Annotated in this window: 13 protein-coding genes; 5 read left to right on the forward strand and 8 right to left on the reverse strand. The window is 55.5% G+C overall.

What is annotated here, in order from left to right; translation table 11 throughout:
• Positions 1-109: 109 nt before the first annotated feature.
• From urtB to V6575_RS19875, 5 genes are all read left to right on the forward strand, one after another.
• Positions 110-1,729, forward strand: a complete 1,620-nt coding sequence (urtB, locus tag V6575_RS19855) for an urea ABC transporter permease subunit UrtB (protein WP_340276829.1) — start codon at positions 110-112, stop codon at positions 1,727-1,729.
• Positions 1,726-2,919, forward strand: a complete 1,194-nt coding sequence (gene urtC / locus V6575_RS19860) for an urea ABC transporter permease subunit UrtC (protein WP_340276831.1) — start codon at positions 1,726-1,728, stop codon at positions 2,917-2,919. The genes urtB and urtC overlap by 4 nt, the downstream gene beginning before the upstream one ends.
• Positions 2,919-3,665: an urea ABC transporter ATP-binding protein UrtD gene (gene urtD, locus V6575_RS19865; protein WP_340276832.1), complete on the forward strand. Its 747-nt coding sequence runs from the start codon at positions 2,919-2,921 to the stop codon at positions 3,663-3,665. The genes urtC and urtD overlap by 1 nt, the downstream gene beginning before the upstream one ends.
• Before the next feature lie 51 nt (positions 3,666-3,716).
• Positions 3,717-4,412: an urea ABC transporter ATP-binding subunit UrtE gene (gene urtE, locus V6575_RS19870; protein WP_340276834.1), complete on the forward strand. Its 696-nt coding sequence runs from the start codon at positions 3,717-3,719 to the stop codon at positions 4,410-4,412.
• Positions 4,413-4,494: 82 nt separating this feature from the next.
• The gene (locus V6575_RS19875) at positions 4,495-7,353 is read left to right on the forward strand and encodes an AsmA family protein (protein WP_340276836.1); all 2,859 of its coding nucleotides are present in this window, start codon (positions 4,495-4,497) and stop codon (positions 7,351-7,353) included.
• Positions 7,354-7,402: 49 nt separating this feature from the next.
• On the opposite strand, the gene V6575_RS19880 is transcribed toward V6575_RS19875, so the two are convergent.
• The 8 genes from V6575_RS19880 to V6575_RS19915 all read right to left on the reverse strand — a co-directional run bounded on the left by V6575_RS19880 (position 7,403) and on the right by V6575_RS19915 (position 13,991).
• Entirely contained in the window at positions 7,403-7,783 is a 381-nt protein-coding gene (locus tag V6575_RS19880) for a DUF805 domain-containing protein (RefSeq protein ID WP_340276838.1), read from the reverse strand.
• 93 nt (positions 7,784-7,876) lie between these two features.
• Positions 7,877-8,458, reverse strand: a complete 582-nt coding sequence (gene phnN / locus V6575_RS19885; RefSeq protein ID WP_340276840.1) for a phosphonate metabolism protein/1,5-bisphosphokinase (PRPP-forming) PhnN — start codon at positions 8,456-8,458, stop codon at positions 7,877-7,879.
• Positions 8,451-9,593: an alpha-D-ribose 1-methylphosphonate 5-triphosphate diphosphatase gene (locus V6575_RS19890; RefSeq protein ID WP_340276842.1), complete on the reverse strand. Its 1,143-nt coding sequence runs from the start codon at positions 9,591-9,593 to the stop codon at positions 8,451-8,453. Before V6575_RS19890 ends, phnN begins: the two co-directional genes overlap by 8 nt.
• Positions 9,590-10,324, reverse strand: coding sequence for a DUF1045 domain-containing protein (locus V6575_RS19895; protein ID WP_340276843.1), 735 nt, complete (start codon positions 10,322-10,324; stop codon positions 9,590-9,592). The genes V6575_RS19890 and V6575_RS19895 overlap by 4 nt, the downstream gene beginning before the upstream one ends.
• A 100-nt stretch (positions 10,325-10,424) precedes the next feature.
• Positions 10,425-11,123, reverse strand: coding sequence for a phosphonate C-P lyase system protein PhnL (gene phnL / locus V6575_RS19900; RefSeq protein WP_340276845.1), 699 nt, complete (start codon positions 11,121-11,123; stop codon positions 10,425-10,427).
• Positions 11,124-11,131: 8 nt separating this feature from the next.
• Entirely contained in the window at positions 11,132-11,920 is a 789-nt protein-coding gene (phnK, locus tag V6575_RS19905; protein WP_340276847.1) for a phosphonate C-P lyase system protein PhnK, read from the reverse strand.
• Positions 11,917-12,852, reverse strand: a complete 936-nt coding sequence (locus tag V6575_RS19910) for an alpha-D-ribose 1-methylphosphonate 5-phosphate C-P-lyase PhnJ (protein ID WP_340276849.1) — start codon at positions 12,850-12,852, stop codon at positions 11,917-11,919. The genes phnK and V6575_RS19910 overlap by 4 nt, the downstream gene beginning before the upstream one ends.
• On the reverse strand, positions 12,849-13,991 hold the full coding sequence (locus V6575_RS19915) for a carbon-phosphorus lyase complex subunit (protein WP_340276850.1): 1,143 nt from the start codon (positions 13,989-13,991) through the stop codon (positions 12,849-12,851). Before V6575_RS19915 ends, V6575_RS19910 begins: the two co-directional genes overlap by 4 nt.
• Between the last annotated feature and the right edge of the window lie 2 nt (positions 13,992-13,993).

Here is a 13,993-nt window from a genome sequence, read left to right on the forward strand (position 1 = left end):
GGAGGCGGGCAGTTTTGTCCGCCTCCTTTTGTATTCCCACCCAAGCCTTTCTCGAATTTGATGGCCTGAGGCCTTTAGCTAGGCTGATATCGAAAGCCCCGGTGGACCTATGTCCTTTTTGAAATCCTGTCTCTTGCTTGTTTGTCTCATGGTCGGTCTCTCAGGGCCTGCTGCAGCACAGAGTGACCTCGAAAGCCTGCGCCCGCTTGTGAATGCGCTTGCCGTGGGCAAGTTCAAACAAACGGAAAAACAGATTGGCGCGCTGGTCGCGACCGGAAATCCTGCTGTTGCGCCGGTGCTTGAAGCGCTGAGCGATGGCGCCTTGTATTTTCGCAAATCAGACAAGCAGGTTTTTATTGCGCAAAAGGCTGGCAAGGGCTTTGCCCTGACCGACCCCTTGACTCTGGAAGCTGCTGGCGAGACAGGGAAACGCGCAGTCAAGAAGATCAAGGTCAACAACGGCCTCCGGCGCGTCATTCGCTCCGCTCTGGGATCATTGACCTTGCTCGCCGCAGATCCGGATGTCCGCAAAAGCGCCGCAGAGGCCATCTTCAAGGCAAAAGACCCGGCAGCCATTGAAGCGCTGGATGAAGCGCTGGCGCAGGAAACCGATGATGGTGTGAAAACTGTCATGCTGCAGGCCCGTGCCGCGGCTGTCTTGCAGTCGGACCTTCCCGATGAAGATAAATTGGCTGCGATCAAGACACTGGAAGTTATGGCCAACAGGGACGCTCTGTCCTTGCTCACTGGCTTGCAAAATGCCTCTGAAGGTGTGGTGCAGGAAGCAGCAAGCACCGCTGTCACCCGGATCAACAAGTCGCTGGCGCTCTGGGGCTATGGCCAGAACATCTGGTATGGCCTTTCGCTCGGCTCTGTGCTGTTGCTGGCTGCTATCGGCCTTGCCATCACTTTTGGCGTCATGGGCGTGATCAATATGGCTCATGGCGAGATGGTTATGATCGGCGCTTATGTCACCTTCGTGGTGCAGGAACTGATCCGCTCCTCTGCCCCTGGCCTGTTCGATTATTCGCTGTTCATCGCACTGCCGATCGCCTTTCTTGTTTCCGGGGCAATCGGAGTTGGCATTGAGCGCGGCATCATTCGTTTTCTCTACGGCCGTCCGCTGGAAACTCTGCTGGCAACCTGGGGCTTGTCCCTCATTCTGCAGCAGGCAATTCGCTCGATTTTCGGGCCAACAAACCAGGAAGTCGGCAATCCGGACTGGATGTCAGGTGCTTTTGAACTCGGACAGCTGACCATCACCTACAACCGTATGTGGATCATTGTCTTTTCCATTCTGGTCTTTGCTGGCCTCATGCTGGTGTTGAAGAAAACATCCTTCGGCCTGTTTACCCGCGCCGTGACTCAAAACCGCGAAATGGCGGCCTCCATGGGGATACGCACGCCTTGGGTCGATGCAATGACCTTCGGCCTTGGCTCCGGGATCGCGGGTATCGCCGGGGTTGCGTTGTCGCAAATCGACAATGTGTCGCCAAACCTTGGCCAAGGCTACATCATCGATAGCTTCATGGTCGTGGTGTTCGGCGGGGTCGGCAATCTGTGGGGCACGCTGGTCGGGGCGATGACGCTTGGCATCGTGAACAAGTTCCTTGAACCTTTTGCGGGGGCGGTGCTCGGCAAGATCTTCGTGCTCGTCTTTATCATTCTCTTTATTCAGAAGCGTCCGAGGGGCCTGTTTGCCCTCAAGGGCCGGGCAGTCGAAGCATGATGACGTCTTTTCTCTTTCGTGCTCTGGATGCCAAGGTCGGGCTTTTTGTTGCGATCCTGCTCGCGATCATTGTCGCGGTGCCAGCCCTCAATATCCTGATGCCACCCGAAAGCCCTCTGCACGTGCCAACTTATGCGGTTACGCTGATGGGCAAATACCTGACGTATGCGCTCCTGGCGTTGTCGGTGGATCTGGTCTGGGGTTTTTGCGGTATTCTTTCGCTCGGTCATGGAGCGTTTTTCGCGCTGGGCGGTTATGCGATGGGCATGTATCTGATGCGCCAGATTGGAACCCGTGGCGTGTATGGCGATCCGGTTCTGCCAGATTTTATGGTGTTTTTGAATTGGTCTGAGTTGCCCTGGTACTGGTTCGGATTCGACATGTTCTGGTTTGCCGCTGTCATGGTGCTGATTGCGCCCGGGCTGTTGGCGTTCATTTTTGGCTGGTTTGCGTTTCGCTCACGTGTGACGGGCGTTTATCTCTCGATTATCACGCAGGCGCTGACCTATGCTCTGCTGCTGGCATTCTTCAGAAATGACATGGGTTTTGGCGGCAACAACGGGCTGACGGATTTCAAGGACATTCTGGGCTTTGATGTGCAGGCCAACTCGACCCGCATGGGGCTGTTCGTGGCCTCTGGTCTGGCGTTGGTTCTGTGTTTTCTGATCTGCCGGGCCATCACACGGTCGAAACTCGGCAAGGTGCTGGTCGCTGTGCGGGATGCGGAAAGCCGGACGCGCTTCCTTGGGTATCGTGTGGAGCACTACAAGCTGTTTGTCTGGGTCATTTCGGCCATGATGGCGGGCATCGCAGGAGCTCTCTACGTGCCACAGGTCGGCATCATCAATCCGGGTGAATTTGCTCCGGCCAATTCCATTGAAGTGGTGATTTGGGTCGCTGTTGGTGGTCGTGGCACCTTGGTTGGTCCGATTATCGGCGCGGTTCTGGTGAATTTTGCCAAGACCTGGTTTACCGCAGCGTTGCCAGATGTCTGGCTGTTTGCCCTTGGAGCGCTGTTTGTGGTTGTGACGTTGTTTCTTCCCAAAGGCATTGTCGGTGTCGTCAGTCAGGGCTGGGCCAATCTGCGCCAACGCAAACCGTCGGCTGTCACCGATGCGGGGTCAGAGGAACCTTCCGGTGGTTCGCACTTATCATCCGGCGTTGAACCCCAACTGGCGGAGAAACCCTGATGGCCAGACAGACAAGCATTCTTTACCTCGACGGTGTTTCAGTCTCCTTTGATGGCTTCAAGGCGCTGAATGATCTCTCCATGGTGATTGAGCCGGGCGAAATGCGGGCGATTATCGGCCCCAATGGCGCGGGCAAGACGACCATGATGGATGTCATCACCGGCAAGACAAGGCCAGACACGGGCGAGATCTATTTCAACGGTGTGGTTGATCTGATCAGCGAGGATGAAGCTTCCATCGCTGAGCTAGGCGTTGGGCGGAAATTCCAAAAACCGACGGTGTTTGAAAGCCATACGGTTTGGGACAATCTGGAACTCGCCTTGAAAGCGCCGCGTGGACCTTTGGCGACTTTGTTTCATGTTACGTCCGGTGATGAAAGGTCTCGCATAGAAGAGCTGCTGACACTGATCCGACTTGGCGACAAGCGGGATGAACTGGCGGCCAATCTCAGCCATGGCCAAAAGCAATGGCTAGAGATCGGAATGCTGCTGGCGCAGGACCCCAAGCTGCTTCTGGTTGATGAACCTGCAGCGGGTATGACCGATGCGGAAACCGCTGAGACGGCTGAGTTGCTCAAGGACATCGCCAAGACCCACTCCGTCGTGGTGGTCGAGCACGACATGACGTTTGTGCGCTCGCTGGACGTCAAGGTCACGGTGCTGCACGAAGGCTCGGTTCTTGCTGAAGGGTCTCTTGATCACGTCTCCGCTGACGAGCGGGTCGTCGAAGTCTATTTGGGGCGTTGATATGTATGAGATTTCTCTTCCGCAGGCCCGCAGAATTATCAGGGACACCCCATGCTAAGCGTTGAAAACATTGACCTGCATTATGGCGCAGCACAGGCGTTGAAGAACGTGTCCCTGAAGGCCGAGGTCGGGAAAGTCACGTGCCTGATGGGACGCAACGGCGTGGGAAAGACCTCAACGCTGCGTGCTGTTGTTGGACAGCATTCCATTAGCAAAGGCCAAATCATCTGGAACGGCGAGGACGTCTCCAAGCTGGCGCCCTATGCAAGGGCAAAGCGTGGCATTGCCGTGGTGCCACAGGGGCGTGAAGTCTTTCCGCTTTTGTCGGTGAAAGAAAACCTTGAGACCGGCTATGCCTGCGTACCGCGCAAGGACCGATTTGTACCGGAGACCATTTTTGAATTGTTTCCGGTGCTGAAGTCGATGCTGTCCCGGCGAGGGGGGGATCTGTCTGGCGGCCAACAGCAGCAGTTGGCCATTGCGCGGGCTTTGGTAACGCGGCCAAAGCTTCTCGTGCTGGATGAGCCGACCGAAGGTATTCAGCCGTCGATTATCAAGGACATCGGTCGGGCGATTGAATGGTTGCGCGATCAAGGCGACATGGCAATTGTTCTGGTTGAGCAGTATTTCGAATTTGCCCGCGATCTGGCAGATGATTTTGCCGTGATGGACCGGGGGGAAGTGGTCCTGTCTGGCACCCGCGCCGAGCTTGATGAAACGGAAGTGCGCCGCCATCTCACGGTCTGATTCCGCGAAGTGAATTTGACAGTCATGCTCTCGCCACGCTTAGTCCTACACTTGATGGGTGATTCGTGACTTGGAGCAGTGAATGCGACGGCTGTTAATTGGGCTAGGCGCCCTTTTCTTTCTGTTGGTGACCCTTGTTCTGGCAGTGCCCTTTTTTCTGCCGAAAGAGGCCATCAAACGGCAAGTGATTGCTCAGGTCGAAAAAACCGTCGGCTGGCGATTGCGTCTTGATGGCGCAGTCAGTCTATCGCTAATTCCTGGATTTTCCCTGATTGCAGAACAGGTTGGCCTTTCAGGTGAAGCCGGAGCTGACGGCATTGAATTTGCCAAGGCGAAAAAGATTGAGTTCGGCCTCGGTTTGGCTGGACTGTTTGGCGGAGAAATTCGCGTTACCGGTATTGAACTGGTCGAGCCGGAAATTTTTCTCGAAATAGGGCCTTCAGGCCAAACGAGTTGGGCGCCCCGTCGGGATCTAACGCCTGCCGAACAGGCGGCAGAAATCCTGTCCGGAGAATTAACAGCTCCAACCGAGCCGCAGCCTGCTGCCCAAAACGATCAGGAAGAGCCGTCTGATGTTGCCTATTTGAAACGCATCGGCATTGACCGGCTCGAGATCGTCAAGGGCAGGGTCGTTTATCATGATAAAGGCAGTGAGCAGCGTCATGAAATTTCTGAACTGAACCTGACGTTGAAAGCGCCTGATCTGACGGGTGAAGTTGGTCTCGAAAGCAATTTCATCTGGCAGGAGAAACCTGTTGCTGTCAGTGGGTCCTTGACCAATCCGCTTGGATTTGTCGCCGGCGAGCAGGTTCCGATGGACGTGCTGGTGGGGATCAACGAAAGCAGCCTTGGTGTGACCGGGCAGGCCGGACTTGAGCCGTTGCGTTTGAATGTTGCCGTGTCCGGCTCTGGCCCGTCGCTCAATGACGTCGCGGGTCTGTTTGGTTCACCTTTGGCCAGTGACCCCGGTGCCTTCTCGGTCTTTGCAAATGTGGCTGGTGATGAGACATCGGTGTCCATGTCCGATCTATCTGCCAGCGTTGGCAGTCTTGGTCTTGATGGCCAGGTGGATGCGAATTTGAGGGGAGCCGTCCCGGAAGTGTCCGGCCGGTTGGTTCTGCGGGAAAGTTCTCTGGAAGATCTCCTGAAACTCGCTGGGCAATCCTTTCCTGCGAGCGGCTCTCTTGGGGGAGATGTTTCTTTTTCTGCCAGTGGAGACACCGCAGAAACGCTTTTGGCGACGCTTGACATCAAAGGTAAAGCCAAAGTCAGTGACGGTGCCGTGTCCGGCCTCGGCCTTGCTGACGCGGTGGGCGGCGATGCGTCGGCAGACCAGATTAACGATATTGCTCTGGAATTGACCTTCAACGGTCTCGACGAAAAAGCGAGCCTGAACGGCGGCCTATCCTGGCGCGGTGAAGCTTTTTCGGTCACCGGAAACGCGACACCAGCGCCATTGCTGGATGGCCGTTCTGCGCCAGTTGTCGCCAAAGTAAAGGGCAAACGGTTCAGTGCCGGATTTGATGGCTCGGTATCCGGGGCCAGTGGGCTGATGGGAGCAGTGTCGGTTGAAACTGCCGATTTGCGCAGCCTTCTTGCCTGGGTTGGTCAGCCGATCGAAGCAGGTAGCGGCCTGCAGGCGTTTAAGGCATCAGGCCTGTTTTCCCTGGCTGGAAATACACTCGGTTTTGAAGAAACCCGGTTTATGCTGGATGAAACATCCGGCGAGGCAAATGGGCGAATCGTTTTGAGTGAGCGTCCCAAGATTGAGGCCAAACTGGCTTTGAACGCGCTTGTTCTTGATCCGTATTTGCAGACGGGACAGAGTACAACTGCTGCACCGTCGAAGGGTCCCAAATCCGATGCAGGTCAAGCACCATCGGGCGGGGCTGGGTGGAGTGAGGCAAAGATTGACTTCAGTGGCCTCAAAGCCGCTGACGTTGATTTTGCCATCACGACGAAGGAAATTGTCTGGGACAAAATCAAGATCGATCAAAGTGCTCTTACGGCGACGATCAAGGACGGTGTTCTGACGGCAAAGCTCAACACTCTGCGCCTATATGATGGCCAAGGATCTGGCGAAATACGCCTGAATGGGCAAGGCGCAACCCCTAAGGTGAGTGCGAACTTCTCGCTTGATAGATTGAGCGCTTATCCGGTCTTGAAGGCTGCAGCTGATTTTGACTGGCTGGAGGGCGCTACCAACATTGCTCTCGATGTGACCACGTCTGGTGCATCACAGAGGGCGCTCGTAGATGCTCTCAGCGGGACCGCATCTTTTAACTTTGCAGATGGGGCCATTCGCGGGCTGAATATTCCGAAGCTGGTCAGAGGTCTTTCCATCGAAACCTTGCTGGGTTGGCAAAGTACTCCTGAGGAAAAGACAGATTTCAGCACCTTGTCAGCGTCTTTCGATATTAAAAAGGGTGTTGCGACAAGCGGTGATCTGACGCTGATTGGACCTTTGGTTCGGATGAGCGGACAGGGCACAACCGATATGCCAAATCGCACCCTGGATTGGCGCGTTGAACCGAAAATCGTTGCGAGCCTTCAAGGTCAGGCACCAACTCCGCGCAAAAAGGGCGCAGAGAAGAAAATGGCAGGCCTTGGTGTGCCCGTTGTTATTCGTGGGGCTTGGGATGACCCGCAAATCTACCCTGATATCAAAGGAATATTGGAAAATCCGGAAGCGGCTTACCAGCAACTTCAATCCATGGGGGGAGAGTTGTCGAAAATCCTAAAAGGCGGCAAACCTGATGATGCGTTGGTGGAAACAGCTAATGAAGCCATCAAAAAAGCAACAGGTGGACGGGCGCAGATCGACATCCAAAAAGTTATCGAAGGGGATGTGGATGATCAGGAAATTCTGAAAGCTGTCGAAGAAGGCCTCGGATTGCCTTCGGGGCTACTTGGTAATTTCGGCCGGAAGAAGAAAGAATAAGCCTGCCATCGATAGGATGAGTGGTCCAATGAACCTCTCATCCTGAGCCTTAATACTGCATTGGCCCGTAATCGTTGTAGCCCTGAGTGCCGCCCTTGAGAGACCAGTAGAGCAACAGAAGGGCACCAATCAGCGGAACAAAGACGATAAACAGCCAAAATCCGGACTTGCCGATATCATGCATGCGCCGGACAGTGACTGTGAGACTTGGAAAGAAAAACAGCAGATTGGCCACCATGGTGGCAGGTGACTGGTCTGGGTTCATGATGGCCGTTTGCCCGAATGTCGGGGCGATCAGGTAGCTGTCCACAGCCAGCAATATGAGGGTGGTCAGGAACATGAACAGCATCCACCACCAGTACTCGGCTCGATTGGCTCTGCCTGCGAATGTGAAGTAGTTCGCCAAAACTGTATCAGCAGCTTGAAGCATTCGTCTTCCCCCGAAGAATATCATTACCCAGAGGGATAGTGTCATTTATGCCTAAAATTCAGATTAAAGAACTTGGTTTCTGAAGTCTTGCGCTTAGAAATTCAGCCGCTCCATGATTTTAGCGATGCTTTCCTCTATCGGCCCGACATTATCTATCCTGATCACGTGCTCAGAGACACCGATCTCGAAATTCGCCAGCTTGAGGCGGCTCTCGATTTCCTGGCGACTTTCCCTGCCCCGTTTGGCCAGTCGCTCCGCAAGGACTTCTATTGGTGCTGTGATCAGCAAAATAGAGGCGTTTTGGTATTTCTTGAGGGCATCGGGCAGTGCTCTGCGGGAGCCATTGGCGATGACGGTCTCCCCGCGCTGGATTGCCTCGTCATAGTGTTGCGGAATGACGTAGCCAAGACCATGGGCAGTCCAGGCCAAGGCAACCTTGCCGGAGTGAACAAGGTCTTCAAAAAGACCACGGCTGATCGTGTCGTGATCTTCCGATGCGGCGTCTGAATCGCGTGTGATCGCTCGGCGGGCGAAATGAACCTCCGGGCGATCTTTCAGTTTTTCACGCAAGGCATCCAGAAGTGTGTCCTTGCCAGCCCCACTGGGGCCGACGACCAAGATAATGCGACCGGGACCGATCGGGTTTTCTGTGACTTGTCGACTGTTGTCAGGCAACGCGACGACCTTCCCGCCAGACGCCCCGGACAATCGGCACATTGCCGCTCATGCGGACCTGCACCAGATCAGCTCGGCGGCCTGTTTCCAGTGAGCCTCGATCTCTTAGGCCGATGGTGTTGGCAGGCGTGGATGTCACCATCGCGACTGCCTTCGGCAAGGAAATTGTCTCCACCTCATCGGCGATTTGAAAGGCTGCCTGGAGCAGGGATGCTGGAACGTAATCCGAGGACAGGACGTCCAGACATTCGGCTTCTGCCAGCTCGCGCGCAGAGACGTTTCCGGAGTGCGATCCGCCACGTACAACGTTTGGCGCCCCCATCAGGACAGCCATGTTTGCATCATGGGACGCCCGTGCTGCCTCGACGGTTGTCGGGAATTCAGCAATGCGCGTATCTAGATCGATTGCTTCATTTACATGGCTGATGGATGCATCATCGTGACTTGCTATGGCGATGCCGTGCTCATGGGCGAAAGCTGCGATTGTCTTTCGGTTTTTTGGCGCAATGTCGTTGGCCTGATTTTGACGCTTTTCGATGTAAGCTGCCATTTCCGCATCAGACATGCCTTTTTTAGTCTGGTAGTAGGTCTTGTAGGCATCCAGCGAGACGAATTGGCGCTGCCCCGGAGTGTGATCCATCAAGGATATGAGGCGGACATTTTCATCGCCGTCAAATGCCGAAAATGCCGTCATGACGTCTTCAGCAGAGACTTCACAGCGCAGGTGGATGAAGTGCTCCGCCCGAAGGCGGTTTTCAGCCTGACCGGTTTCAATGGCCTTGGCCAGCTGCTGCATATCGTTGGTGTTCAGATCAGCTTCGCTGTCCATGCCAACGCGCAGGGCATCGAAAACAGTGGTGATGCCTGCGCAGGCAACTTGCGCATCATGCGCCTGAACGGAAGAGATAGGGTTCCAGCGGACCTTGGGCCGGGGCGCGTAGTGAACTTCCAGATGGTCAGTGTGAAGCTCGATCAGGCCAGGGAGAAGGTAGTCACCTTCACAATCATGTCCTGCGACGGAACTTGATTGCGAGATGTCGGAAATCACGCCATTTTCTGAATGAAGTGCACCATCCAGAACGCTGTCTGGCAAGATCAGACGGGCATTTTTGAAAGTGTCTGTTGTGGCGCTCATTTTGAACCTCGGCATTTTGAAACAGCTTGTTCCGGCGTCAATGACCCGGTCAGCGAGAAGATGGTGTGAACCTGAAACGGAGCCCCGCGCTCGGCTTCGGTATAGAGCCCGAAGCTTGAGACCTTTCGGGCAACATCGGTCAGGTTCGCGAAATGAGCTCTTGCAGCCCGGTGCAGATGATCTGCTTCATCATTGCTTTCGAGCTTGTTGCTCAGCGTCATGTGAAAGCGCAGCTCGTCGAAGATATAGGGATAGCCCCAGTCCACCAGATTGCGGTCCTGGGACGGGCTCAGATTGCTATTGCGGCGGCGTTCCAGATCCGCAGCAGAGAGCGTTGCCCGGAATGGCTCGAATTGCCGAACGCATGCCTCGGCGAAGGCTTTGAGATCAGGCTCCGGGTTGTCTGGCGTCAAAGCGAGAAACTTGCCAAGCCGGTTTACGGAAAGCCCGGCCAGATCAAAGGGCGCAAGGTCTGCTGCGAAAGACGAGCAGGCGTTCAGTAGCTCTGTTTCAGTCGTCTCAACCTGCAGTGAAAAAGGCGCTTTTAGCGTTCCGTGAAAGCCATAGCGGCGCGGATCGACGGTCAAGGCCTGGGTGCGTTCCGGGCTTAGGCCGTCAATGGCTGGTTGTTGGAGGTCCAGACCGGTGAACGGATCGCGTCCAAGCCAGTGATTACCAGCCTGCATCAGGGGATCGTCAGCGGGAGCAGCAAAATATATGGCGTAGCGCATTGAAGACTCAAACGGCAAAGGGGGGGAATAGCAGGATCGGCATCATCGACCTAAGCGGTTGTGATGTCGATCCTGTGACAACGGTATTTTTCTACTGTGGTTATGCTGCGGCTTTGAAACCGGTGACGTCAATGATGCGGTCGGCAATGCGTTCGCGCACATCCTGATCGTGCAGGATTCCGATCATGGCAACACCAGCAGCCTTTTTCTCGTCGACGAGTTCGACGACCACAGATCTGTTTACAGCATCCAGCGAGGCAGTTGGCTCGTCGAGCAGAAGGATCGGGTAATGGCCTATGAAGCCACGAGCGATGTTTACTCGTTGCTGTTCACCTCCGGAGAAGGTCGCCGGGGGCAGATCCCAAAGCCGTTCGGGTACATTCAGGCGGGCCAACAGGTCTCGCGCTTTTGCGATGGCAGCGTCTTCAGAAGTGCCTTGGGCGACCAGAGGTTCGGCGACGACTTCCGTTGCCGAAACGCGCGGAATGACGCGGAGGAACTGGCTGACATAGCCGATTGTATCGGACCGCAGGGACAACATATGGCGTGGGGAAGCGTCAGCGATGTTGATGATTTCGTCGCCGTTGGTGACGAGTATCTGACCTTCATCACAGCGATAATTGCCATAAATCATTTTCAAGATGGAGCTTTTACCGGCTCCTGAAGGGCCACCCAGCACAACGCATTCTCCTGCTTCGACGGAGAAATCGACATTTGAAACCACGGGGATCGACGTTCCGCCCAGCAGGTGCATGGTGAAGGTCTTGCCGACGGTGTTGAGGTAAAGACGGACTGGCATGGTGGACCTCAGACCTGGAGAATGGAAGATACGAGAAGCTGGGTATAGGGCTCGCGTGGATCATCTAGAACCTGATCTGTCAGACCGGTTTCGATCACGTTGCCTTGCTTCATGACCATGATGCGATGAGACAGCAGACGAGCCACAGCAAGATCATGGGTAACGATAATGACCGATAGGCCAAGTTCGCTGACCAGTCGGCGCAACATGTCCAACAGCCGTGCCTGAACCGACACGTCCAGACCGCCAGTAGGCTCATCCATAAACACAAGACGCGGATGGGTGACGAGATTGCGCGCGATCTGCAAGCGTTGGCGCATGCCGCCTGAAAACGCCCGTGGATCATCGTCAATACGGTCTGCGGTGATTTCCACCCGGCCAAGCCAATCGGTCGCGGTCTCGCGGATGTTGCCATAGTGACGCTGACCGACAGCCATCAGCCGTTCGCCAACATTCGCGCCGGCGGAGACATTCATGCGCAGGCCATCAGCGGCATTTTGATGGACAAAACCCCAGTCTGTCCGCATCAGAAGACGACGTTCTGCTTCGCTCAGCTGATAGAGGTTGCGCATGGAGCCATCGCGCATGCGGTATTCAATCGCGCCTGCGGTTGGGGCCAGTCGCGTCGCCAGGCAATTGAGCAATGTGGTCTTACCGGAGCCACTTTCTCCCACGATGGCAAGGACTTCGCCCGGCCAAAGCTGGAAATCAACGTCATTACAGCCAATCCGGTCGCCATAGTAGCGGGTGACACCGTGGACCTGCAGCAGAGGTTCTTCGTTGGTTTGGAAACTCATTGGTCTGTCTCCCCGGTCTTGCCTGACAGAATTGAAGCTGCGGGATCTGCTGCCATTGGACCAAGGTGGCCATGGGCGCGGCGGTCCTCGCAAAAGGCGCTGTCCGAACAAACGAACATGCGTCCGCCCTTGTCATCCAGAATGACCTCGTCGAGATAAACATTCTCCGCGCCGCACAGACCGCAAGGCTTGTCAAAGGCCTGCACCTCGAATGGGTAGTCGTCGAAATCGAGGCTCTTGACCTTGGTGTAGGGCGGGATCGCATAGATCCGCTTTTCCCGGCCTGCACCATAGAGCTGCAGAGCAGCCATATTGTCGATTTTCGGATTGTCGAACTTCGGTGTTGGAGAAGGGTCCATCACGTAGCGATCATTGACCTCCACCGGATAGGCATAGGTCGTTGCGATATGCCCGTTTTTCGCGATATCCTCATAGAGCTTCACATGCATCAGGCCGTATTCTTCCAGCGCATGCATCTTGCGGGTTTCCGTTTCACGTGGCTCCAAAAACCGCAGCGGCTCGGGGATCGGGACCTGAAACACGATGATCTGATCTTCAGTCAGCGTTTGTTCGGGGATCCGGTGCCGGGTCTGAATGATGCTGGCATCGCTTGTCAGTGTACTCGTGGCAACGCGGGCTGTCTTTTTAAAGAAGCCACGAATGGCGACGGCGTTGGTTGTGTCGTCTGATCCTTGATCGATCACTTTAAGTGTGTCATCTGCGCCGAGAATAGCGGCTGTTACCTGAACGCCGCCAGTGCCCCAGCCATAGGGCATGGGCATTTCACGGGAGGCGAATGGCACCTGATAACCCGGGATCGCGATCCCCTTAAGGATGGCCCGGCGAATCATGCGTTTGGTCTGTTCGTCCAGATAGGCGAAGTTATATTCGCCCTCGTCCGGGGCAATGGCCTTGGGTGCAGCGGAGGTCATTCTGCAGCTTCCTTCCCGGTGTCTGAATGTGTTTGTTCGTCTTGGGGGAGATCAATTTTTTCTCGAGCGGCAAACCACTCGGCACGCATGCGGCGCACCAGATCGAGTTCTGCCTGAAAGTCGACGTAATGCGGCAGTTTCAGATGTTCGACAAAGCCAGTTGCCTGAATGTTGTCCGAGTGAGACAGAACGAATTCCGTGTCTTGAACGGGAGCTGTTTGCTCTTCGCCCAGTTCTTCCCAGCGCAGCGCCCGGTCAACCATGGACATGGCCATGGCTTTCCGTTCGACCTGACCGAAGACAAGACCATAGCCACGGGTGAATTTTGGTGGAGACTTGGCAGAACCTGAGAACTGGTTGACCATCTGGCACTCGGTCACCTTGATGGTGCCAAGCTTGAGATTGAAGCCAAGCTCTTCTGCAAAGAACTCCACTTCAACCTCACCGTATCGGATTTCTCCGGTGAAGGGGTGTGTGCGGGCGTAGCCCCGTTGTGAGGAGTAGGCGAGAGCGAGCAGGAAGCCTTCATCGCCGCGGGCCAGGTTCTGCAGGCGCAAATCGCGATCCGCTGGAAATGACAGTGGTTCGCGGGTTAAATCTCCGATTGTATCGCCGTTTTCCGGAAGCGGGTCGGCCTCCATCAGGCCTTCTTCACTCAGCAGATCGGTGACGCGTGGCATGGCTTCATCAATCGGGGTTTCGCTCGCGGCTGCCTCCAAGGCCCCTTCTTGTTCCGCAGCCAGTGCGAAATCGAGAAGCCGGTGGCTGTAGTCGAAGGTTGGGCCGAGAAGCTGTCCGCCGGGAAGGTCTTTGTAGGTCGCTGAAATGCGACGTTCGACCAGCATTTTTGCGGTATCGACCGGCTCTGAATAACCAAAGCGCGGCAATGTAGTGCGATAGGCGCGAATGAGGAAGGCTGCTTCAATCAGATCGCCCCGCGCCTGCTTGATGGCAAGTGCCGCAAGGCCTTCGTCATAGAGTGAACCCTCGCACATGACGCGGGCAACGGACAGTGCCAGCTGCTCTGCGATCTGGTCGACGGTCAGAGAGGGAACATTGGTGTCACCCCGGCGGCGTTTTGCCAGAAGCGTATGGGCATTGCGGATCGCTTTTTCGCCGCCCTTAACTGCAACATACATGG

The organism is Roseibium algae (genome assembly GCF_037783265.1).
Lineage (GTDB): Bacteria > Pseudomonadota > Alphaproteobacteria > Rhizobiales > Stappiaceae > Roseibium > Roseibium algae.

Coding starts and splice junctions, on each gene's coding strand:
- urtE (WP_340276834.1), top strand. CDS start 3,717: ATGCTAAGCGTTGAAAACATTGACCTGCATTATGGCGCAGCACAGGCG.
- V6575_RS19890 (WP_340276842.1), bottom strand. CDS start 9,593: ATGAGCGCCACAACAGACACTTTCAAAAATGCCCGTCTGATCTTGCCA.
- V6575_RS19875 (WP_340276836.1), top strand. CDS start 4,495: ATGCGACGGCTGTTAATTGGGCTAGGCGCCCTTTTCTTTCTGTTGGTG.
- V6575_RS19895 (WP_340276843.1), bottom strand. CDS start 10,324: ATGCGCTACGCCATATATTTTGCTGCTCCCGCTGACGATCCCCTGATG.
- V6575_RS19915 (WP_340276850.1), bottom strand. CDS start 13,991: ATGTATGTTGCAGTTAAGGGCGGCGAAAAAGCGATCCGCAATGCCCAT.
- phnL (WP_340276845.1), bottom strand. CDS start 11,123: ATGCCAGTCCGTCTTTACCTCAACACCGTCGGCAAGACCTTCACCATG.
- urtD (WP_340276832.1), top strand. CDS start 2,919: ATGGCCAGACAGACAAGCATTCTTTACCTCGACGGTGTTTCAGTCTCC.
- phnK (WP_340276847.1), bottom strand. CDS start 11,920: ATGAGTTTCCAAACCAACGAAGAACCTCTGCTGCAGGTCCACGGTGTC.
- urtB (WP_340276829.1), top strand. CDS start 110: ATGTCCTTTTTGAAATCCTGTCTCTTGCTTGTTTGTCTCATGGTCGGT.
- V6575_RS19910 (WP_340276849.1), bottom strand. CDS start 12,852: ATGACCTCCGCTGCACCCAAGGCCATTGCCCCGGACGAGGGCGAATAT.
- urtC (WP_340276831.1), top strand. CDS start 1,726: ATGATGACGTCTTTTCTCTTTCGTGCTCTGGATGCCAAGGTCGGGCTT.
- V6575_RS19880 (WP_340276838.1), bottom strand. CDS start 7,783: ATGCTTCAAGCTGCTGATACAGTTTTGGCGAACTACTTCACATTCGCA.